The 21,498-nt window shown below is 72.6% G+C and carries 19 protein-coding genes; 4 read left to right on the top strand and 15 right to left on the bottom strand.

What is annotated here, in order from left to right:
• Positions 1-29 precede the first annotated feature (29 nt).
• Both Q392_RS03335 and Q392_RS03330 read right to left on the bottom strand, forming a co-directional pair.
• Positions 30-3,173, bottom strand: a complete 3,144-nt coding sequence (locus Q392_RS03335) for an efflux RND transporter permease subunit (RefSeq protein WP_038201260.1) — start codon at positions 3,171-3,173, stop codon at positions 30-32.
• Positions 3,173-4,348 carry an efflux RND transporter periplasmic adaptor subunit gene (locus Q392_RS03330; protein WP_038201257.1) on the bottom strand — a complete coding sequence of 392 codons (1,176 nt, stop codon included), beginning with the start codon at positions 4,346-4,348 and terminating at the stop codon, positions 3,173-3,175. Before Q392_RS03330 ends, Q392_RS03335 begins: the two co-directional genes overlap by 1 nt.
• Before the next feature lie 137 nt (positions 4,349-4,485).
• Between Q392_RS03330 and hpnC the strand changes: the two genes are divergently transcribed.
• Genes hpnC through hpnE form a run of 3 tightly spaced genes read left to right on the top strand, consistent with a single transcriptional unit; the run spans position 4,486 to position 7,530 of the window.
• Positions 4,486-5,379 carry a squalene synthase HpnC gene (hpnC, locus tag Q392_RS03325; protein ID WP_038201254.1) on the top strand — a complete coding sequence of 298 codons (894 nt, stop codon included), beginning with the start codon at positions 4,486-4,488 and terminating at the stop codon, positions 5,377-5,379.
• A 55-nt stretch (positions 5,380-5,434) separates the two neighbouring features.
• Positions 5,435-6,277 carry a presqualene diphosphate synthase HpnD gene (gene hpnD, locus Q392_RS03320; protein WP_038201251.1) on the top strand — a complete coding sequence of 281 codons (843 nt, stop codon included), beginning with the start codon at positions 5,435-5,437 and terminating at the stop codon, positions 6,275-6,277.
• Positions 6,274-7,530, top strand: a complete 1,257-nt coding sequence (gene hpnE / locus Q392_RS03315; protein ID WP_038201248.1) for a hydroxysqualene dehydroxylase HpnE — start codon at positions 6,274-6,276, stop codon at positions 7,528-7,530. The genes hpnD and hpnE overlap by 4 nt, the downstream gene beginning before the upstream one ends.
• A gap of 1 nt (position 7,531) precedes the next feature.
• Here hpnE and Q392_RS03310 read toward each other — a convergent pair whose 3' ends face one another.
• Together Q392_RS03310 and Q392_RS03305 are read right to left on the bottom strand one after the other, a co-directional pair.
• Positions 7,532-7,990, bottom strand: a complete 459-nt coding sequence (locus Q392_RS03310) for an SH3 domain-containing protein (RefSeq protein ID WP_038201245.1) — start codon at positions 7,988-7,990, stop codon at positions 7,532-7,534.
• Positions 7,991-8,119: 129 nt separating this feature from the next.
• The gene (locus tag Q392_RS03305; protein ID WP_038201242.1) at positions 8,120-8,848 is read right to left on the bottom strand and encodes an HAD family hydrolase; all 729 of its coding nucleotides are present in this window, start codon (positions 8,846-8,848) and stop codon (positions 8,120-8,122) included.
• A gap of 15 nt (positions 8,849-8,863) precedes the next feature.
• Here Q392_RS03305 and hemH point away from each other — a divergent pair, with 15 nt between their 5' ends.
• A complete protein-coding gene (gene hemH / locus Q392_RS03300) occupies positions 8,864-9,913 on the top strand; it encodes a ferrochelatase (RefSeq protein ID WP_038201239.1) in 1,050 nt (349 codons plus the stop codon).
• A 9-nt stretch (positions 9,914-9,922) separates the two neighbouring features.
• Here the strand turns inward: hemH and Q392_RS03295 are convergent, their stop codons facing one another.
• From Q392_RS03295 to Q392_RS03245, 11 genes are all read right to left on the bottom strand, one after another.
• On the bottom strand, positions 9,923-11,929 hold the full coding sequence (locus Q392_RS03295; RefSeq protein WP_281173385.1) for an acetyl/propionyl/methylcrotonyl-CoA carboxylase subunit alpha: 2,007 nt from the start codon (positions 11,927-11,929) through the stop codon (positions 9,923-9,925).
• Positions 11,929-13,557: an acyl-CoA carboxylase subunit beta gene (locus Q392_RS03290; RefSeq protein WP_038201237.1), complete on the bottom strand. Its 1,629-nt coding sequence runs from the start codon at positions 13,555-13,557 to the stop codon at positions 11,929-11,931. Before Q392_RS03290 ends, Q392_RS03295 begins: the two co-directional genes overlap by 1 nt.
• Positions 13,558-13,611: 54 nt before the next feature.
• Complete coding sequence (locus tag Q392_RS03285) at positions 13,612-14,493, bottom strand: phosphatidylglycerol lysyltransferase domain-containing protein (RefSeq protein ID WP_038201234.1); 882 nt, start codon at positions 14,491-14,493, stop codon at positions 13,612-13,614.
• Positions 14,493-15,299: a TIGR03084 family metal-binding protein gene (locus Q392_RS03280; RefSeq protein ID WP_038201231.1), complete on the bottom strand. Its 807-nt coding sequence runs from the start codon at positions 15,297-15,299 to the stop codon at positions 14,493-14,495. Before Q392_RS03280 ends, Q392_RS03285 begins: the two co-directional genes overlap by 1 nt.
• 6 nt (positions 15,300-15,305) lie before the next feature.
• Positions 15,306-16,481, bottom strand: a complete 1,176-nt coding sequence (locus Q392_RS03275) for an acyl-CoA dehydrogenase family protein (RefSeq protein WP_038201228.1) — start codon at positions 16,479-16,481, stop codon at positions 15,306-15,308.
• A gap of 79 nt (positions 16,482-16,560) precedes the next feature.
• The gene (locus Q392_RS03270) at positions 16,561-16,935 is read right to left on the bottom strand and encodes a phage integrase family protein (protein ID WP_245610628.1); all 375 of its coding nucleotides are present in this window, start codon (positions 16,933-16,935) and stop codon (positions 16,561-16,563) included.
• Positions 16,932-17,837, bottom strand: a complete 906-nt coding sequence (locus tag Q392_RS03265) for an alpha/beta fold hydrolase (RefSeq protein WP_038201225.1) — start codon at positions 17,835-17,837, stop codon at positions 16,932-16,934. Before Q392_RS03265 ends, Q392_RS03270 begins: the two co-directional genes overlap by 4 nt.
• Positions 17,834-18,901 carry a branched-chain amino acid ABC transporter permease gene (locus Q392_RS03260; protein ID WP_038201222.1) on the bottom strand — a complete coding sequence of 356 codons (1,068 nt, stop codon included), beginning with the start codon at positions 18,899-18,901 and terminating at the stop codon, positions 17,834-17,836. Before Q392_RS03260 ends, Q392_RS03265 begins: the two co-directional genes overlap by 4 nt.
• Positions 18,901-19,890, bottom strand: coding sequence for a branched-chain amino acid ABC transporter permease (locus Q392_RS03255; protein WP_038201219.1), 990 nt, complete (start codon positions 19,888-19,890; stop codon positions 18,901-18,903). The genes Q392_RS03260 and Q392_RS03255 overlap by 1 nt, the downstream gene beginning before the upstream one ends.
• Entirely contained in the window at positions 19,887-20,606 is a 720-nt protein-coding gene (locus Q392_RS03250) for an ABC transporter ATP-binding protein (protein ID WP_038201215.1), read from the bottom strand. Before Q392_RS03250 ends, Q392_RS03255 begins: the two co-directional genes overlap by 4 nt.
• Complete coding sequence (locus Q392_RS03245; protein WP_038201212.1) at positions 20,603-21,367, bottom strand: ABC transporter ATP-binding protein; 765 nt, start codon at positions 21,365-21,367, stop codon at positions 20,603-20,605. The genes Q392_RS03250 and Q392_RS03245 overlap by 4 nt, the downstream gene beginning before the upstream one ends.
• Between the last annotated feature and the right edge of the window lie 131 nt (positions 21,368-21,498).

The following is a 21,498-nucleotide window of genomic DNA, read 5'->3' as shown; positions in this document are numbered from 1 at the left end:
CGCCCGCCGAAATCGGTCAACCGATTATTTTAAGCGGGTTCCGGACCGGTTTTTTCCCGCTTGACCCGGAACCACGCCGCGTACATGGCGGGCAGCGCCAGCAGCGTCAGCACCGTGGCCACGATCAGCCCGCCCATGATGGCCACCGCCATCGGCCCCCAGAACACGCTGCGCGACAGCGGGATCATCGCCAGCACGGCCGCCGCCGCCGTCAGCACGATGGGCCGCAGGCGCCGCACCGCCGCCTCGACGATGGCATCCCAGGTCGGCACGCCGGCGGCCCGGTCCAGCTCGATCTGGTCGATCAGGATCACCGAGTTGCGCTGGATCATGCCCATCAGCGCGATCACGCCCAGGAGCGCCACGAAGCCGAAGGGCCGGTTCAGCAGCAGCAGCGCGCCGGCCACCCCTGCGATGCCCAGCGGCCCAGTGAGGAACACCAGCATCGAGCGGCTGAAGCTGTGCAGCTGCAGCATCAGCAGCGTGAAGACGATGAACAGCATGATCGGCACGCCCGCCACGATGGAGGAGGAGCCCTTGCTGCTCTCCTCCACCGCGCCGGCCACCTCGATGCGCGCGCCGGCGTCGCCGGCCTCCTGCCAGCCCGCCTCCAGGTCGCGCAGCTTCGGCAGCAACTGCTCGGTGACGGTGGCGCCCTGCAGCCCCTCGACGATGTCGCCCTGCACGGTGATGGCGTAGTCGCGGTTCCAGCGCCACATCACGCCCGGCTCCCAGGTGAAGACGGGGCGCGCGATCTGCGTCAGCGGGATGGCCCGGCCGCTGGCCGTAGGCAGGTAGGCGTTGCCGATGTCCGAGATGGCCTCACGCTCGTCGGGCGACTGGCGCAGCACGATGTCGATGAGCTTGTCGTCCTCGCGGTATTGGCCGACGGTGGTGCCCGTGAACATGATGCGCGAGGCCTGGGCGATCGACTGGCTGGTCACGCCCAGCGCGCGCGCCTTGGCCTGGTCCACCTCCAGGCGAATGGCCTTGACCGACTCGTTCCAGTTGTCGTTGACGCCCAGCATGTTCGGGTTGGCCCGCATCACGGCCTTGACCTCGTCGGCGCGCTGGCGCAGCTGCGCCGGGTCGGAGCCGATCACGCGGAACTGCACCGGGTACGGCACCGGCGGCCCGTTGGGCAGCAGCTTGACGCGGCCGCGCGCCTCCGGCACCTCCTGCGCCAGCAGCGCCGGCAGGCGCTGGCGGATCGCCTCGCGCTGGTGCAGGTCCCTGGCCAGCACGATGAACTGCGACACGTTGGTCTGCGGGAAGACCTGGTCCAGCGGCAGGTAGAAGCGCGGCGTGCCCGACCCCACCCAGGTGGCGACGCTCTCGACGCCCTCCTCCTGCATCAGCCGCTGCTCCAGCCGTTTGGAGACCTCCTCGTTGGCCCGGAACGAGGTGCCCTCCGGGAACCACAGGTCCACCATGATCTCGGGCCGGCTGGAATCGGGGAAGAACTGCTGCTGCACGCGCGTCATGCCGAAGATGCCCAGCGCGAAGATGCCCACCGTGGCCGCGATGGTGAGCCAGCGGTGCTGCACGCACCAGCCCACCGTCCGGCGGAAGCGCGTGTAGAACGGGGTGTCGAACAGTTCATGCGGCGGCGCGTCGGGGTCGTGCGGCTTGACCTTCAGCAGCAGCGTGCCCAGGTAGGGCACGAAGTACACCGAGACGATCCACGACAGCACCAGCGCGATCACTGTCACCGCGAAGATCGCGAAGGTGTACTCGCCCGTGACCGACTTGGCGATGCCGATGGGCAGGAAGCCCGCCGCCGTGATGAGCGTGCCGGTGAGCATCGGCTTGGCTGTCACGTCGTAGGCGAAGGTGGCGGCGCGCGTCTTGTCGTAGCCCTCCTCCATCTTCCGCACCATCATCTCCACCGCGATGATGGCGTCGTCCACCAGCAGGCCCAGCGCGATGATGAGCGAGCCGAGCGACACCTTGTGCAGCCCGATGCCGAAGTAGTTCATCGCCAGGAAGGTCACGGCCAGCACCAGCGGGATGGTGATGGCCACCACCAGGCCGGGCCGGTAGTCGATGTACCAGCCGAAGCGGCCGCCCTTGTGCAGCCCGAGCGAGATGAAGCTCACCGCCAGCACGATCACCACCGCCTCGATCAGCACCTTCACGAACTCGTTGACCGAGGCGGCCACCGAGGCCGGCTGGTCCTGCACCTGCGCCAGCGTCACGCCGGCCGGCAGGGTCTTCTCGATGCGCCGTGTGGCGTCGCGCAGCGACTGGCCCAGCGCGATGATGTCGCCGCCCTTGGCCATCGAGATGCCCAGCGCGATCGCCTCCTGTCCCTGGAAGCGCACCTTGACCGAGGGCGGATCGACATAGCCGCGGCGCACCTCGGCGATGTCGCCCAGGCGCAGCTGGTGGCCGGAGCTGCCGCGGATCGGCATCGCACGGAGCTGCTCCACGTCGTTGAACTGGCCGCCCACGCGCACCTGCACCACGTCCTGCGGCGACTGCACGGCGCCGGCGCTCTCCACCGCGTTCTGCGCGCCCAGCTGTTGCAGCACCGCGTTGAAGTCCAGCCCGAGCTGCGCCAGGCGCCGCTGCGAGACCTCGATCCAGATCTTCTCGTCCTGCACGCCGAAGGGCTCGACCTTGGCCACGTCCTTCACGCGCAGCAGCTGCTGGCGCACGTCGTCGGCGAAGTCCTTCAGCTCGGCGTAGCTGTAGCCGTCGCCCTGCAGGGCGTAGATGACGCCGTACACGTCGCCGAACTCGTCGTTGAAGAAGGGCCCCTGGATGCCGCCCGGGAGCGTGTAGCGCATGTCGCCGATCTTCTTGCGCACCGTGTACCAGACCTGCGGCACCTCGGCCGGCTTCGACGAGTCCTTGATCTCGAAGATCACCTGCGACTCGCCCGGCTTGGAGTAGCTGCGGATCTTGTCGGCGTAGGGCACCTCCTGCAGCGTGCGCTCGATCTTGTCGGTGACCTGCTCGGCCACCTGCTGCGCCGTGGCGCCGGGCCAGTAGGTGCGCACCACCATCGCGCGGAAGGTGAAGGGCGGGTCCTCGTCCTGCCCGAGCTGGAAGTAGGCGGCGAAGCCCAGCACCATCAGCACCACCATCAGGTAGCGCGTCAGCGCCGCATGGTCCAGCGCCCACTTCGAGAGGTTGAAGCCGGATTTCGCCGGCGCCGGGGCCTCCATCAGCGGCTCCCCGCGGCGGCCGGGTTCGCTGCACCGCCAGGCGGCGGGGGCGGCGCAGTCCCTTTCTCCCTGTAGACCGCGACCTTCTGCCCGGCGGTGAGCACGTGCACGCCGGCCGTCACCACCTGCTGGCCCGGCGCCAGGCCGGCGGCGATCACCGCCTCGTTGCCGTCGGCCGTCGCCACCTGGACCGGCTGCGACTTCACCGTCATGGACGCCGTGTCGAGCACCCACACCGCCGTGCCCTGCCCCTCCTGCCGCAGCGCGCTGGTGGGCAGCTTGATGACCGGCACCCCGCCGTGCGCCAGCGCCTGCGGCCTGGCGTACACGGTCGCCCCCAGGGCCGGCGCGTCGGCGGCATCGATGCCGACCTTGACCGTGTAGGTGCGCGTCACCGGATCGGCGCTGGCCGCCACCTCGCGCACCCGGCCCTCGATCTCGCGGCCGCCGGCCCAGCCCCGCACCTGGACGGGCGAGCCCAGCGCGAGCGCGCCGGCCCGGTCCTCCGGCACGGCGAAGACCACGTCACGCGGCCCGTCCTGCGCGATGCGCACCACCGGCGTGCCGGCCGAAACCACCTGCCCCGGCTCGGCGTCGATGCCCGTCACCACCCCCGCCACGTCGGCGACCAAGGTGGTGTAGCTGGCCTGGTTGCCCTGCGAGGCGACCTGCGCCTGCGCCTGCTCGAACTGCGCCTGGGCCGACTTGAAGCTGGCCTCGCGCCGGTCCAGCTCGGCGCCGCTGATGAAGTTCTGCTCGCGCAGCTCGCGGTAGCGCCGCAGGTCGGCGGCGGCGAGGTCGCGCTGCGTCTGCGCCGCGGCGGCCTGGGCGCGCGCCGCCTCGGCGGCCAGGCGGTAGTCCTGCGGATCGAGCTGCGCCAGCACCTGGCCGCGCTCGACGTGCTGGCCCAGCTCGGCCTGCCGCCGAGTGATCTTGCCCGCCACGCGGAAGCCCAGCCGCGACTCCACCCGCGCCCGCACGTCGGCGGAGAACTCCGGCGACGCGTCCAGCGCGCCCACGCCCACCGTCATCACCTTCACCGCCCGCACCGGCTCCTCGGGCGGCGGCGGCCTGGAGCAGCCGGCCGCAAGCACGACCGCCGCGGCGAGGAACAACCGTCCTGCGGCAGGCCGCGCACGGAGAAAGGACAAGGCAGGGGCTGCGACCATGGGCATGCACCGGGAAGGGAAGACGGGATGTGCGGTCATGCATTTAATGACCGACGGGTTAGTAATCTAGGCGATCGGTCTCCCACCTGTCAATGCGGTGACTGCGCGCGGGCCGCGCGGGCTGCGCCGCGACAATCGCCGCCGTGCCCGTCCGCCCTGCCCCGCCGGCCGTCGCTCCCACGCGGGCGGCGGCGCCCGACCACTACGAGAACTTCCCCGTCGCCTCCTGGCTGTGCCCGGCCCGGCTGCGGCCGCCCATCGCCGCGATCTACCACTTCGCGCGCACCGCGGACGACATCGCCGACGAGGGCGATGCATCGCCCGACGCGCGGCTGGCCGACCTGCACGCCTACCGCGAGGAGCTGGCCGCCGCCTGCGCCGGCCGGCCGCCCGCGCCGCGCTGGGCCCGCGTGTTCGGCCCGCTCGCTCAGGCGGTGCGCGACTTCGGCCTGCCCGAGCCGCTGCTGGCCGACCTGCTCGACGCCTTCGCGCAGGATGTCGCCTGGACGCGCGACGGCCGCCGCTTCGCCGACCGGGCCGAGCTGCTGGACTACTGCCGGCGCTCGGCCAACCCGGTCGGCCGGCTGCTGCTGCACCTCTACGGCATCGGCGACGCCGAATCGCTGGCGCGCAGCGACGCCATCTGCAGCGCGCTGCAGCTCGCCAACTTCTGGCAGGACCTGTCCGTCGACTTGCCGCGCGGCCGCTTCTACCTGCCGCTGGACGACTGCGCGCGCCATGCACTGGCGCCCGGGGACTTCGACGCCTTCGAACCCCTGAAGCCCGCCCCGCCCCCGCGCGCAGCCATCGCGCTGGTGGCCGACGAAGTGCGCTGGGCGCGCGAGCTGATGCAGCAGGGCGCGCCGCTCGTGCATCGGCTGCCGGGCCGCATCGGCTGGGAACTGCGCCTGGTGGTCCAGGGCGGCCTGGCCATCCTTCGCAAGATCGAGGCCCGGGGCTTCGACAGTTTTTCGCACCGCCCCACGGTGAGCAGGGCCGACGCACCACGGCTGCTGTGGCGCGCCCTGCGCATGTGACGGCGCGCCCGATGCAGCACCGACAATCGCCGCCCATGAGATCCGCCCTGCCCCGATGACCACCCCCGAGCAGTACGTCCAGGACAAGGCCGCCGCCTCGGGCAGCAGCTTCTACTACGCCTTCCTCTTCCTGCCGCCGGAGCGCCGCGCGGCAATCACCGCCTTCTACGCCTTCTGCCGCGAGGTGGACGACGTGGTGGACGAGGTGCGCGACCCCGGCGTGGCCGCCACCAAGCTGGCGTGGTGGCGCACCGAGGTGGCGAGCGCCTTCGCCGGCCAGCCGCGTCATCCGGCGATGCAGGCGCTGATGCCGCACGCCGCCGCCTTCGGCCTGGAGGAGCGGCAGTTGCAGGAGGTGATCGACGGCTGCGAGATGGACCTGCAGCAGACGCGCTACCTCGACTTCGCCGGCCTGGCGCGCTACTGCCACCTGGTGGCGGGCGTGGTGGGCGAGGTGTCGGCGCGCATCTTCGGGCAGACCGATGCGCGCACCACCGGCTACGCGCACAAGCTCGGCCTGGCGCTGCAGCTGACCAACATCATCCGCGACGTCGGCGAGGACGCCATCCGCGGGCGCATCTACCTGCCCGTCAACGAGCTGCAGCAGTTCGACGTCAAGGCGCACGAACTGCTGGGCCGCGTGTACTCCGACCGCTTCGTCGCGCTGATGAAGTTCCAGGCCGCGCGCGCCCATGCCTTCTACGACGAGGCCATGGCCCTGCTGCCCGACGCCGACCGACGCAGCCAGAAGCCGGGCCTGATGATGGCCAGCATCTACCGCACGCTGCTGCGCGAGATCGAGGCCGAGGATTTCGCCGTGCTGCAGCAGCGCATCGCCCTCACCCCGCTGCGCAAGCTGTGGCTGGCGTGGAAGGTCCAGGCGCTGGGGCGGATGTGAGCCGCACGGTCGCCGTCGTCGGCGCCGGCTGGGCCGGGCTGGCCTGCGCGGTGCGGGCCGTGCACGGCGGCCACGCCGTCACCGTGTTCGAGGCGGCGCGCACGCCGGGCGGCCGCGCGCGCCGCGTGGACGCCGAAGGCGGCCTGGCGCTCGACAACGGCCAGCACATCCTGATCGGCGCCTACCGCGCCACGCTCGAACTGATGCGCACCGTGGGCGTGGACCCGCAGCAGGCGCTGCTGCGCGCCCCGCTGGCGCTGCGCTTCCCCGACGGCGGCGGGCTGGCGATTCCCGCCGGCATGAAGCCGCCGATGGACCTGCTGGCCGGCATCGCCGGCGCGCGCGGCTGGTCGTGGCGGGACCGGTATTCGCTGCTGCGCACCGCGCTGCATTGGCGGGCGCGCCGCTTCGCCTGCGCGCCGGAGCAGACGGTGGCCGGCCTGTGCGCCGGCCTGCGGCCCCGCGTCGTCGACGAGCTGATCGCGCCGCTGTGCGTCTCGGCGCTCAACGTGCCGGTGGCGCGCGCCAGCGGCGCCGTCTTCCTGCGCGTGCTGCGGGATGCGCTCTTTTCCGAGCCCGGCGGCGCCGACCTGCTGCTGCCGCGCACCGACCTGGGCACCCTGCTGCCCGATGCCGCGATGCGCTGGCTGTCGGCCCGCGGCGCCGCGATGCGCCTGGGCCACCGCGTGCAGGCGCTGCAGCCCGACGGCGAGGGCTGGCGCGTGGACGGCGAGCACTTCGACCACGTCGTGCTCGCCGCGCCGGCCTGGGAGAGCGCCCGCCTGGCGCATGCCACCGGCGTGGCCGATGCGGCGGCCTGGGCGCGCACGGCCGAGGCGCTGGCGCACGAAGGCATCGCCACCGTCTACCTGCGCGGCGCGCCCTCGTGGCCGGGCCTGCCGATGCTCGCCCTGCGCGGCGGCCCGGCGCAGTTCGTGTTCGACCGCGGCCGGCTCGGCGGTCCCCAGGGGCTGGCGGCCTTCGTGGTCAGCGCCTGCGGCGAGGCGCGCGACGCGCTGGAGGCGCAGGTCATCGGACAGGCGCGCGAGCAACTGGGCTGGACCGGCCTGGCGCCCGTGCAGACCATCGTCGAGAAGCGCGCCACCTTCGCCTGCACGCCGGGGCTGCAGCGGCCGGGCGCCCGGGTCGCCCCGGGCCTGCTGGCCTGCGGCGATCACATCGAAGGCCCCTACCCGGCCACGCTCGAGGGCGCCGTGCGCAGCGCACTGGAGGCGGCGGCGCTGCTGGACTGAGTCAGAACCCCCACACCAGCCTGCGCGCCACCCAGCCGACCACGCCGGCGCCGGTGCGCACCTTGACCCAGTCGCCGCGCCGGTCCAGCGTGCGCAGCACGTCGCCATAGCCGGCCCTGGCGACGATGCGTCCCCGCGCGGCCGGCGTGGCGCGGACATTGAGCACGCTGGCCTTGGAGACCATGTGCGCCCGGCGGTTGGTGCGCGAGCTCAGCACCCAGGCGCGGTCGCCCTCGAAGTCGCGCACCTGCAGCCAGGCGCCTCTGCGGCCGACGACCTGCAGCGGATAGCCGCGGTCCACCGACCACTTGGCCTTCGCCCGCTCGCTGGCACCGCTGCGCAGCATCACCCCGTCGCGCGCCGCCGCCACCATCTGCTGCGCGTGGGCGGCCGGCCAGGCCAGCAACAGGGCGCAAAGCAACACGAACAGGGCGGGCAGGCGGCGGAGCGCGATGGACATGCGGAACGATCCTTTCTCGAACAGGGGTGGAAACACGGACGACCCGGCCCACCGTCGATCCCGGCAAGCCGTGTTCCGTGTGTTTCAAGGCGGGCGGATTGGTTCCCGAATGTGTCCGGACCGTCCTGCTCAGCGATCCAGCGCCAGGCACAGCGCATGCAGGTTGGGCACCACCAGTTGCGGCCGCGCACCCTCCGCCCAGGGGCGTGCATCGCGCACCACCCAGGCCGCCTGCATGCCGGCGTTGAGGGCGCCGGCCACGTCCAGTTCAGCGTCGTCGCCCACGTGCAGCACGTCGCGCGGCAGCAGGCCGACCGAGGCGGCAGCGGCGCGGAAGATGGGCGCATGCGGCTTGCCGCTGCCGAAGCTCCGGGCGCTGAAGCCGGTGCGGAACCAGCGCGCGATGCCGGTGCGCTGCAGGTCGGCGTTGCCGTTGGACACGGCCACCAGGGGATAGCGCTCGCTCAGCCAGCGCAGCGCGGGCAGCACGTCGTCGTACAGCTCCACCCGCTGGCGCTCGGCGAAGAAGATGTCGAAGGCCGGGTCGGCCAGCGCCGGGTCTTCGCCGGCACGGCGCAGCGCGGCGCGGATGGACTCGCGGCGCAGCGCGCTGAGGTCGTGCGCCAGGTCCGACAGTTCCTTGGCCGTGGCCTGGCGCAGCTCGCGGTGGACCTGCGGATCAGCCAGCAGTTGCGCGGTGGCCGGCGCGCGGCGCTCCAGCCATTCGTGCAGGGTCTGCTCCGCGCGTTCAATGGTGGGCCAGATCGGCCAGAGCGTGTCGTCGAGGTCCAGCGTGATCGCCGCGATGCGCTTGACGTCCAGGGGGGGTGCTTCGGTCGCGGAGGCGGCGCGGGTCATGGCCCAGAATATCGCATGCCCCGCTTCCGTCCCGAGCCCGATTCGATCCAGAGCCCCCCGGTGGCCGCCTCGCGCACCGCCGTCCTGTGGTGCAACCTCGGGTCGCCGCAGGCGCCCACCGCCGCCGCCGTGCGGCCCTACCTGGCGCAGTTCCTGGGCGACCCGCGGGTGGTGGAGATCCCGCGCCCGGTGTGGCTGCCGCTGCTGCACGGCCTGATCCTGCGCCGCCGGCCGGCGGCCTCGGCGGCCAAGTACGCCAGCATCTGGAGCGCCGAGGGTTCGCCCCTCGCGGTGTGGACGCACAGGCAGGCCGCGCTGCTGCAGGGCTGGCTGGGCGAGCGCGGCCACCGGGTGGCGGTGCAGCCGGCCATGCGCTACGGCCCGCCCTCCATCGCCGCGCAGCTCGACGCGCTCAAGGCCGGCGGCATCGACCGCGTGCTGGTGCTGCAGGCCTATCCGCAGTACTCGGCCACCACCACCGCCAGCGTGGTCGACGAGATCAACGCCTGGCAGGCGCGCCAGCGCCGGCAGCTCGAACTGCGCTTCGTCAACGACTACCACGACGACGCCGGCTACATCGATGCGCTGGCCGCCAGCGTGCAGAGCCACTGGCAGGCCCACGGCCGGCCCGACCGGCTGCTGCTGAGCTTCCACGGCATCCCCGAGCGCAACATCCGGCTGGGCGACCCCTACGAGACGCAGTGCCGCCGCACCGCCATGCAGCTGATCGAGCGCCTGCAGTGGCGCGAGGACGCCTGGAACGTGACCTTCCAGTCGCGCTTCGGCCGCGCCGCCTGGCTGCAGCCCTACACCGAGCCCACGCTGCGCGAGCTGGGCCGCCGCGGCGTCGGCCGCGTGGACGTGCTGTGCCCCGGCTTCCCGGCCGACTGCCTGGAGACGCTGGAGGAGATCGCGATGGAGGGCCGCGCCGCCTTCCTGGACAGCGGCGGCAAGGCGTTCCACTACATCCCGGCGCTCAACGACGCCAGCGCATGGATCACCGCGCTGGCCGGCATCGCCGAGCGCCACCTGTCCGGCTGGCCGACGCGCGGCGAAGTCGGCTGAGGGCCTTCGTCAACCCGGCGGCGCAGCAGCGGCGTCCGCCGCCTCGATCTCCGCCACCACGCGGCGCGCGTCCACCTGCTCGCCCACCTGCACGTGCAGCGCCGCCAGCCGGCCGGCCACCGGCGCCGCATGGACATGCTCCATCTTCATCGCCTCCAGCGTGACGATGGGCTGGCCGGCGCGCACCTGCTGGCCCACCTCGGCCAGCACCGCGACCACGCGCCCGTTGGTGGAGGCGCGCAGCCGGCCGTCGCCGCCCTCCTCTCCCCGGCGCAGCGCGGGGGCGAGCGTCCTGTCCTCGATGCGCAGCGCCTGGCCGCGATAGTGCAGCAGCAGCGTCGTGCCGTCGCGGTGGAAGTCCGCGTGCTCGAACACGCCGTCGCAGGTGAAGCGCGCGTGGTGCTCGCCGGTCTCGGCGATCTCGACGGCGACCGTGCGCCCGCCGACCCTCGCCTCGAAGCGGCTGCCGCGGCCCGGCACGAGGTCCACGCGCCAGGTGTGACCGTCGATCTCCAGGCGCTGCGAGACCGGCAGCCGGTGCGCGAGCGGGCTGCGGGCGCTGCCGTGCAGCAGAACAGCGCCCAGCGCCACGGCGCGCTCGCGGGCGCCGGCCTCCTCGGCGAGCAGTTCGTCCAGGTGCCGGCCGACGAAGGCGGTGGTCGCGCCGCCGGCGGCGAAGACGGGATGCGCCAGGCAGCGGTGCAGGAAGCGCTGATTGGTCGCCACGCCCAGCGCCGCCGCGTCCTCCAGCCCGCACATCAGCTTGCGCCGCGCCTCGTCGCGCGTGGCGCCGTGGGCGACGAGCTTGGCGATCATCGAGTCGTAGAAGGGCGGCACCTGCGCGCCGGGGCGCAGCGCGTCCTCCACGCGCAGCAGCGGCGCGGGCATCCGCCACAGCGCGACGGCGCCGCTTTGCGGCATGAACCCCCGGGCCGGGTCCTCGGCGCACAGCCGCACCTCGATCGCATGGCCCGAGAAGCGCACGTCCTCCTGCGCGAGCGGTAGCGGCTCGCCCGCGGCCACGCGAAGCTGCAGCGCCACCAGGTCCAGCCCGGTCACCGCCTCGGTGACCGGATGCTCGACCTGCAGGCGCGTGTTCATCTCCATGAAGTAGAAGCTGCCTTCGCCGTCGAGCAGGAATTCCAGCGTGCCGGCGCCCTCGTAGCCGATGGCCTGGACGGCCGCCACGGCGGCGGCGCCCATGCGCTCGCGCAGCGCGGGCGTGACGGCGGGACTGGGCGCCTCCTCGATCAGCTTCTGGTGGCGCCGCTGCACCGAGCAATCACGCTCGCCCAGGTGGATGGCGTGGCCGTGGCGGTCGGCGAAGACCTGGATCTCGATGTGGCGCGGATCGGCGATGGCGCGCTCCAGGATCACCCCGGCATCGCCGAAGGCGCTCTGCGCCTCGGAGCGCGCGCTGCGCAGCAGTTCCGCGAATTCCGCCGCCGATGCCGCCAGCCGCATGCCGCGCCCGCCCCCGCCGGCAGTGGCCTTGATCATCACCGGGAAGCCGATGCGCGCGGCCTCCTCGGCCAGGCGCGCCTCGGTCTGGTCCTCGCCCTGGTAGCCGGGGATGCAGGGCACGCCGGCGCGCCGCATCAGCGCCTTGGCGCCGGCCTTGTGGCCCATCGCCGCGATCGCCTCGGGCGAGGGGCCGACGAAGACCAGGCCGGCGTCGCGGCAGGCGCGGGCGAAGGCCGCGTTCTCGGCCAGGAAGCCGTAGCCCGGATGCACGGCGTCGGCGCCGGTGCGGCGCGCCGCCTCGACGATGGCGTCGATGCGCAGGTAGCTGTGCACGGGCAGCGGCTCGCCGATGCACACGGCCTGGTCGGCCTCCAGCACGTGGCGCGCGCCGGCGTCGGCGGTGGAGTACACGGCCACCGTGCGCAGGCCGAGCGCGCGTGCGGAGCGCATCACGCGCAGCGCGATCTCGCCGCGGTTGGCGACGAGGATCTTGTGGAAGGGCGTGGCGTGGGACGACGCGTTCATGATGGCGGCGGGGTCGTTGACGGACATCAGGGACGCGCCACGCCGAACTGCATGGGCTTCGGCCGGCGCAGCCCGGCGTCGCGGCAGATGGACAGCACCTGCGCCAGCACGGCGCGCGTGTCGCGCGGGTCAATCACGCCGTCGTCGAGCAGGCGCGCGCTGGTGGTGAACACGCTCATCTGGCTGTCGAAGCGCTCGACGATGCGGCGCTCCATCTCGGCGAGCTTGGCGCGGTCGACCTCGCCGCCCTTGCGCCGCATCGCCGCCTCGGTCACGTTGACCATGGTCTGCGCGGCCTGCTCGCCGCCCATCACCGCCGTGCGCGCGTTGGGCCACGAGAAGCAGAAGCGCGGCTGGAAGCCGCGCCCGCACATGCCGTAGTTGCCGGCGCCGAAGGAGGCGCCGCACTGGATGGTGATCTGCGGCACCGTGGCGTTGGTGACGGCCTGGATCATCTTGGAGCCGTGCTTGATGATGCCGGCCTCCTCGTACACGCGCCCGACCATGTAGCCGGTGGTGTTCTGCAGGTACAGAATCGGCGTTCCCGCCTGGCAGCAGGCCTGGATGAAATGCGTGGCCTTGGCCGCGCCGGCCGGGTCGATCGGGCCGTTGTTGGTGATCACGCCCAGCGGCAGGCCCTCCACCTTGGCGAAGCCGGTGACGGTGGCGCTGCCGTAGCGCTCGCCGAATTCGAGGAACTCGGAGTCGTCGACGATGCGCGCGATCACCTGCTTCATGTCCACCGGGCGCTTGAGGTCGGTGGGCATGATGCCCAGCAGTTCCTCGGCGTCGTGGCGCGGCGGCCGGAAGCGGTGCGCCGGCGCCGGCGCCGGCGGCAGGTCGCGGTTCCAGTCGATGTGCGCCAGGATCTCGCGCGCCAGGCGGATCGCGTCGCGGTCGTCCTCGGCCAGGTAGTCGCCCAGGCCGGAGATGCCGGTGTGCATCTCCGCGCCGCCCAGCTCCTCCTCGGTGGCGATCTCGCCGGTGGCGGCCTTCAGCAGCGGCGGGCCGGCCAGGAAGGCCCTCGAGCGCCCGCGCACCATCACGATGTGGTCGGACAGGCCGGTCTGGTAGGCGCCGCCGGCGGTGGAGGAGCCGTGCGTCACCGTCACCACCGGCAGGCCGGCGGCCGACATGCGCGCCAGGTTGCGGAACAGGCTGCCGCCGGTGACGAACTCCTCCACCCGGTAGGTCATCAGGTTGGCGCCGGCGCTCTCCACCAGCTGCACGAAGGGCAGCCGGTTCTCCAGCGCCAGTTCCTGGATGCGCAGCTGCTTGGGCAGCCCCATGGGCTGCAGCGCGCCGGCGTCGATGCCCGAGTCGGAGGCGGTGACCATCACCCGCATGCCGGACACCCAGCCGATGCCGGCGATCACGCCGCCGCCGGGCACGCTCTTGTCCAGGTCGGGGTTGTCCAGGCCGAGGCCGGCCAGGCTGGCGATCTCCAGGAAGGGTGTGCCGGGGTCGAGCAGCAGCGACAGGCGCTCGCGCGGCAGCAGCTGGCCGCGCTGCTCGAAGCGCGCGCGCGAGCGTTCCGAGGCCTCGACCGCGCGGCGCTCGCAGGCGCGCACGCGCCCGAGCAGCGCCAGCATGCCCTCGCGGTTGGCCTGGAAGGACGCGCTGCCGGGCGAGAGGGTGGATTCGAGGGTCGCCATGCCGCCAGCTTAGGAAACGGCCGGCGCCGGGTCTTGCGCCCAGTGGCTGCCCGCTCAGCCCGCGGGCGCGAGGCGCAGCTTGGACAGCAGCGCCGCCGGCCGGTAGGACATCTTGCTGCGCCGGAAGCCCGCGATGCCCATGTCCTGCTCGAAGTTGAGCCAGTGCAGCGGCCGGCCGAACTGCGGCTCGAAGGCCCGGCAGAAGTGCCGGAACATGTGCGGGTACAGGCCGGGGTGGCCGTCCCGCCCCTTGGCGAAGCGGATGGCGCAGACGCCCGGCGCCAGCATCTGCCCCAGCACCACGCCGACGGGGCGCGCGCCGTCGAAGTGCACGAAGCCCTCCAGCCCGAAGGCCCCGGCCTGCGCGAAGGCCTCGATGCAGGCGGCCTCGTCGGCCTCGCCGCACGCCCTGCCCTTGTGCGCCATCCAGCCGGCCAGCACCTCGCGCGCGGCGCCCTCCAGCGCCGGCGCATAGGGCAGTGCCTGCGGCCGGTGCACGGCCAGGAAGCGGCGCAACTGGTTGCGCTTGGCAGCCAGCGGCCGGCCCGCATAGTCGGCGAAGGCGGCGGCGCGGTAGAGGTAGTCCGCGTCGTCGCGCGATTCGGTGGCGGTGAAGCGCCCCGCCGCCAGCGCCTCGGCCTGGTCGCGCGCGACGGGATAGAGGTGGCCGTGCGCTACGACCAAGGCGTGCAGCACTTCGGCCGGCGCCTGCGCGGGCTCGAACAGCGGCATCAGGTGGCGCGCCCCGTCGTAGCTGCGGCCGGCGATGGCGGGCCACGGCCCCGGCAGGTAGCGGTAGGCGTGGACCTCGCGGAACAGGTAGAGGTTCGAGAAGCACCACTCCGACAGGCAGCGCTCGCCGCGCCCGGCGCGCAGCCGTGCCAGCGCCGCCTCGATGGGCGCCTGCAGCGCCAGCGTAAGCGGCTCGCCGGTCATCAGGCCGCCGGCTTGCGCACGCCCGGCGCCGGGCCGTCGGCCGGCGGCCCTGCGAAGCACTGCGCGATGGCCAGCCACCGGCTGGCGCTGCCCTCGCTCGCCGCCAGCGCGGTGTCGGCCACATGGCGGCGCTGGGTGACGACCAGGCAGAAGTCCTGCGCCGGGCCGCGCACCCATTGCGGTGCGTCCAGGTCGCCCCAGGTCCAGGTGCTGCCGTCCGGCGCATCCAGCGCCACCCGGGGCACCGGCTCGGGCACCGGCAGCCCGCGGTTCACGAAGGTCCAGCGGTAGGTCGTCACGCCCAGGTGCGCGATGTGCCGCAGGCGCGGCGTGGCCGGGCGGACGCGGCCCGCCACGTCCCACACGTCCTGCCCGTGGGCCCAGGTCTCCATCAGGCGCGCGGTGGCGAAGGAGCGCGCGCTCATGTCCGGCCCGTACCACGGCAGCCGCGCCCTGGGATCGAGCGCGGCCAGCGCGTCCGCCAGCCGCGCGCTGAGCGGCGTCCAGTGCGCCAGCAGCGCGGCGCCGTCCAGGTGGCCGTACCGCTCGCGGGCGATGGCGCTGATCTCCTCGCCGCGCGCGAGCCGGCCGGCCAGCGCCCGGGTGTCGCGCGCGAAGGCGTCGGCGTCGGTCGCGGCGAGCAGGCCGGCCTCGTCGAAGTAGCACAGGTGGGCGATCTCGTCCCAGGCGCTCCAGCCATAGAAGGCGCTGGCGACGCGCCACTGCGCCGGCACGAGCCCACCGCACAGCGCGGCCAGTTCCGCGCACTCGGCGCGCAGGTCGGCGATGACGTCCTCGCGGCCCATGATTCTTCAGACGCCCAGCTGCCGCGCCGCGAGGTCCTTCAGCACCTCCTCCGAGCCGCCGCCGATCATCATCACCTTGACCTCGCGGTAGATGCGCTCGCTCTTCGTGCCGCGCATGAAGCCCATGCCGCCGAGCAGCTGCACCGCCTGGTCGGCGCAGAACTGCAGCGCCTGCGTCGCCTGCACCTTGGCCAGGCACACGCGCGCCACCAGTTGCGCCGGCCGCGCCTGCGCGTGCTGGATGCGCCAGGCCAGGTCGTAGACCAGCGCGCGCGCCGCGTCGATGCGCACCGTCATGTCCATGAGCTTGTGGCGCACCACCTGCCGCTGCGAGAGCGCGCTGCCGGAGACCTGGCGCTGCCGCGTCCAGTCCAGCGCCTCCTGCAGGCACACGCCGGCCAGGCCGCAGGCCTGCGCCGCCATGAACAGGCGCTCGCTGTTGAAGTTGTCCATGAAGACCCTGAAGCCGCGGTTCTCCTCGCCCACCAGGTTGGCCACCGGCACGCGGCAGCCGTCGAAGCGCAGGTGCGCGGTGTCGGAGCACCACCAGCCCATCTTCCTGAGCGCCGTGCGCGTCAGGCCCGGCGTGTCGCCGTCGATCACCAGCACCGAGATGCCCTCGGCGCCGGGCACGGAGGGATCGGTGCGCACGGCGGTGGTGATGAAGTCGGCGCGCATGCCCGAGGTGATGAAGGTCTTCTCGCCGTCGACGACGTAGTGGTCGCCGTCGCGCACGGCGCGGGTGCGCAGGTGCGCCACGTCGGAGCCGCCGCCGGGCTCGGTCACGGCCAGCGCGGCGATCCTGCGGCCGGCCAGCACCGGCGGGATCACGCGCTGCCGGATCGCCTCGCTGCCGGCCTTCAGGATCGGCGGCAGCGCGATGCTGTGCGAGTTGAGCGAGGCCGACACGCCGCCGCAGGCGCAGCGGGCGAACTCCTCGGCCACGATGAGCTGGTGGAACAGGTCGGCCGGCGTGCCGCCGTAGGCCTCCGGGTAGCCCAGACCCTGCACGCCGAGCTCGGCGGCGCGTTCGTAGAGCGCGCGCGGGAAGGTCTCGGCCTCGTCCCATTCGTCGACGAAGGGCGTGATCTCGCGCGCGATGAACGCGCGCAGGCCGGCGCGGAACTGCTCGTGCTCCGGCGTGAAGTAGTGGGGCTGCGGCGGCGCGTCCAGGAACTCCATGAAGCTCTCTCCTTGCGACGACCGAGGCTAGCGGCGCCGCGCGCCGGGGTCTTGCGGGGAGTGGCTGCCGCGGGATCTTTCAAGTGGTGAAGGACGGCGGGAACGGATGCGCCGCCGGCCGCGGCGCCCGCCATGCCAGGTCGCGCGCCGCGTGCGGGCGCTGCGCCTGTGCCGGCCGTGCGGGCAGCCGCACCGCCAGGCCCGTCTCGCCCTGCCGCGCCTGCAGCCACTCGCCGATGCGCGCGGCCTTGGTGGCGCCGAGGCCGCGCACCGGATACCACCACCGCGAACCGGCCTCGTTGATGCGGCCGGCCAGCGCCGCCAGCGTGGGCAGGCCGGCCTGCACCAGCCGGCCGGCCAGCATCGGCTCGAACCACTCGGCCACGCCGTCGCCCGCCTGCGGCGCGCGCGGCGGCCGTTCGTCGTCGGCGCGCAGCACGGCGACCTGCATCATGCCGCCCTCGCCTGCGGCGCCGCGCCGCCTGCGTCCGCGGCGCGGATGAAGGCCTCGACCGGCTCCAGGTGCGCCGGCACGTTGAGCGCGGGCGCATGCCCGCAGCCGGGCACCTCGATCACCTGCAGCCGGCCGGCGGCGCCGGGGCCGCGGTGGCGCATGCGCTCGACCACCTCGGGCAGCACCAGGTCGGACTCGGCGCCGCGCAGCAGCAGCACCGGCACCTCGATCGCATCGTAGTGCTCCCAGATCAGGTAGTCGTTCTCGTGCGCGGTGAACTGGCGCACCATCGCCGGGTCGTAGTGCGGCGTCACCCGGCCGTCGGGCAGGCGCCGCGTGGAGCTTTCGGTGAGGCGCCGCCACTGGGCATCGCTCAGCCAGCCGTAAGGCCGGTAGACGGTGCGGAAGAAGACCTCCAGCTCGGCCACCGTGTCGAAGGCCGGCGGCTGGCCCGCGTAGGCCTTGATGCGTTCCAGCGCGGGAGCCGCGAGTTCGGGCGCGTTGTCGTTGAGCACCAGGCTGGCGATGCGCGCCTTCATCCGCGGCGCGAGGCCGCCCGAGGCGCACACGGTGCCGATGGCGCCGCCCATGGAGGTGCCGATCCAGTGCACGCGCGCCAGGCCCAGGTGGTCGCACAGCGCATTGGCCAGCCGGGCGTAGAAGGCCAGCGTGTATTCCTCGTCCGGCGCCGGGCTCCACTGGCTCAGGCCGCGGCCGAGCGTGTCGGGGCAGATGACGCGCAAGCCCCGCTGCGCGAGGTGCTGCGCCAGCTCGTCCATGTCGCGGCCGGTGCGCGCCAGGCCGTGCCAGGCGATGACGGCGGGTGCGCCCTCCTCGCCCCACTCCACCCAGTGGATCTCGCGCCCGCACAGCGGGGCGTAGCGGGATGCGGGTGTGCTCATCGTGCGCTGCTCCTTGCCCTGAGTTTTCCGACGATGCCCGTCGGGAAGTAGTAGACCGACAGCACGAACAGCAGGCCCAGCCAGAGCAGCCAGCGGTCGGGCGACAGCAGGGCCGCCAGCCAGGGCAGGCCCGACACGGCTTCATTGCCCAGCCGCAGCAGGTCCTGCAGGTAGCTCTGCGCCACCACGAACAGCACCGCGCCGATGGCCGCGCCGTAGACCGTGCCCATGCCGCCGATGACGACGATCAGCAGCACGTCGATCATGATCTCGAAGGAGAGCGAGGTGTCCGGCCCGTTGTAGCGCAGCCAGAGGGCCAGCATCGCGCCGGCCAGCGTGGCGAACAACGCCGACAGCACCGCCGACAGCGTGCGGTACACCACCACGCGGTAGCCGATCGCCTCGGCGCGGAACTCGTTCTCGCGGATGGCCTGCAGCACGCGGCCGAAGGGCGAATTGACGATGCGCAGCAGCGCCAGCACCAGCACCACCGCCACCACGAACAGCAGGTAGTAGCACAGCAGGCGCCCGTCCAGCGAGACGCCGAGGAAGGGCTCCTCGCTGAACTCGAAGCTGGGCGAGATGATCTCCGGCAGCCTGAAGCTCAGGCCGTCCTCGCCGCCGGTGAACTCCGACAGCTGCGAAGCCAGCGTCTGGAAGGCCGAGGCCACCGCCAGCGTGATCATGGCGAAGAAGATCGCCCGCACGCGCAGCGAGAACAGGCCGATCGCCAGCGCCAGCACCAGCGACACCGCGAGCGAGCAGGCCAGCCCGACGGCGACCGCGTCCCAGCCCGCCCCCATGCGCGTGGCGGCGATGGCGATGCCGTAGGCGCCGATGCCGAAGAACATGGTGTGCGCGAAGCTGACGATACCGGTGTAGCCCAGCAGCAGGTCGAAGCTGGCCACGAGCACGATGAACACCAGGATCTTGGCCGCCACGTTGAGCGCCTTGACGCCCGGGAAGACGAAGGGCGCCAAGGCCAGGCCCAGCAGCACGGCGATCAGCAGCACCGCCAGCACCTTGCTGCGCGGCAGGTCGTTGGAGAGCAGGCGGCGCAGCATCAGCGGCTCCCCGCCACGGGGTACACGCCCTGCGGCCGCCACAGCAGGATGGCGACCATCAGCGCGATGTTGGAAAAGAGCGCCACCTTCGGCGCGACGAAGCCGGTGTAGTTGGCCATCAGCCCCACCAGCAGTGCGCCGATCAGCGCGCCGGTGGTCGAGCCCAGCCCGCCGATGATGATGACGATGAAGATCAGCACGTTGACCTGCGCGCCCATCTGCGGGATGACGTTCTGCTGGTACAGCCCCCACATCACGCCGCCGAGGCCCGCCAGCGCGCTGCCGGCCACGAAGATGCCGACGAACAGCACGCGGATACGGTAGCCGAGCGACTCGACCATCTCGCGGTCCTGCACGCCGGCGCGGATCAAGAGGCCGATCTTGGTGCGCGCCAGCGTCCAGGCCAGCAGGCCGAAGACGAGCGCGCCGACGACGACGGCCAGTACGCGGTACTTCTCCACCGCCGCATCGCCCCACAGCCACGAGCCGCGCAGCCCCTCGGGCAGCGGCAACGGGATCTGCGCCGGGCCCCAGATCACCTTGATCAGCTCCTCGCCGATGATCATGCCGCCCATCGTGATGAGGATCTGCTTGAGGTGCTGGCCGTACACCGGCCGCACGATGAAACGCTCGAAGGCCAGGCCCACGGCGCCGGCCACCAGCATCGCCACCACCATCGCCGGCAGCACCGCCGCCAGGTTGGCGAGGATGGACTGCGACTGCGTCCAGTCCCCCATCGCGCCCAGCACGCTGGTGGCGACGAAGGCGCCCAGCGCGATGAACACGCCGTGGCCGAAGTTCAGCACGTCCATCAGGCCGAAGACCAGCGTGAGGCCGGAGGCGATGATGAACACGATCATCCCCATCGCCAGCCCGGCGACGGTGAGCGTGAGCCAGGTGCTGGGCGAACCCACCAGCGGCAGCGCGAGCAGCGCCAGCGCGGGCACCAAGAGCAGCGGTTTCCAGTCGACATCCATCTTGAGACTCATAGGGACAGCCCCAGCAGGCGCTGCTGCAGTTGCGCATCGGCCGAGAAGTCGGCCATCGAGCCTGCGTGCACCACGCGGCCGTTGTCCATCACGGCCACCGTGTCGCCCAGGCGCTGCGCGAAGTGGATGTTCTGCTCCACCAGCAGGATCGTGACGCCGCTGGCCTTCAGCTCGGCGAAGGCGTCGATCATGTTGTTGATGATGGCCGGCGCCAGGCCCTTGCTGGGCTCGTCGATGATGAGCAGTTGGCGCGGCTCGACGATGGCGCGCGAGACGGCCAGCATCTGCTTCTGCCCGCCGGAGAGCTTGCCGGCCGGGTGGTTCCAGAACTTCTCCACGGCGGGGAAGAGGCGGAAGATCCATTTCAGCCGCGCCTCGTCCATGTCCTGCGCGCGGCGGGCGGCGCGCGCGGCCAGCAGCATGTTCTCCTTCACGGTCAGGTCCGCGAAGATGCCCATGGTCTCGGGCACGTAGGCGATGCCCAGGTCGGCGATCTGCGGCGTCGCCAGGCCGCCGATCTCCTTGCCGGCGAAGGCGACGCGGCCCTGCGCCACCTTCCACAGGCCCATGACGGTCCGCAGCGTGGTCGTCTTGCCGGCGCCGTTGCGGCCGAGCAGCATGGTGAGCCGGCCCTTGGGCACGGCGAGGTCGACGCCGTGGAGGATGTGGTACGCGCCGATGTGCGTGTGCACGCCCTGGAGTTCAAGCAGGTTCATGCCGCCTCCTTCGCCACGCCCAGGTAGGCCTCCTGCACCACCGGCGAGGCGATCACCTCGGCCGGCTCGCCGTCGGCCACCAGCGTGCCGTTGTGCAGCACGATGATGCGGTCGGCCAGCTCGCGCACCACGTCCATCTTGTGCTCGACCAGCAGGATGGTCTTGGATGGGTCCTGCTTGAGCCTGCGGATCAGGTCGAGGATGACCGGCGCCTCGGCGGCGTTCATGCCGGCGGTCGGCTCGTCGAACATGAAGACCTGCGGCTCCAGGGCCATCAGCAGCGCCACCTCCAGCTTGCGCTGGTCGCCGTGCGGCAGGCTGGCGACGACGTCGTGCTCGCGGGCCTTGAGATGGGTGTCGGCCAGCAGCGCGTCGGCGCGCTCCGTCAACGCACGGTGGTCGCTCCAGATGCTCCACAGGTTCAGGCCGCGGCGGTGCGGGCCTGCATGCGCCGCCTGCACGGCCAGGCGCACGTTCTCCAGCACCGTGAGGTTGGGGAACAGGTTGGTGAGCTGGAAGGCGCGGCCCAGGCCGGCACGCGTGCGGGCCGATGCGGGCAGCGTCGAGAGGTCGCGCCCATCCAGCAGCACCTTGCCGGCCGTGGCCTTGAGCTGCCCCGAGATCAGGTTGAAGTACGTGGTCTTGCCCGCGCCGTTCGGGCCCACGATGGCCGTGAGCGTGCCCGGCGCGAAGCGGCAGCTCACGGCGTTCACCGCGACGTGGCCGCCGAAGCGGATGGTGAGCTGATGGGTTTCGAGCATGAAATGGAAGTCAGCCGGCGAGCCGGGCGATGCCTGTGCGGGAACACCCGCGGAACCGGCTTTGCCGGGCCGCAGGGTGTGCCCCCTGCAAGGGGGTTGGCGGAGCGCGAAGCGCGGAGACTGGGGGTGAG

Source organism: Xenophilus azovorans DSM 13620 (genome assembly GCF_000745855.1).
GTDB lineage: Bacteria > Pseudomonadota > Gammaproteobacteria > Burkholderiales > Burkholderiaceae_C > Xenophilus > Xenophilus azovorans.
This window is presented reverse-complemented; position numbering and strand designations above follow the sequence as displayed.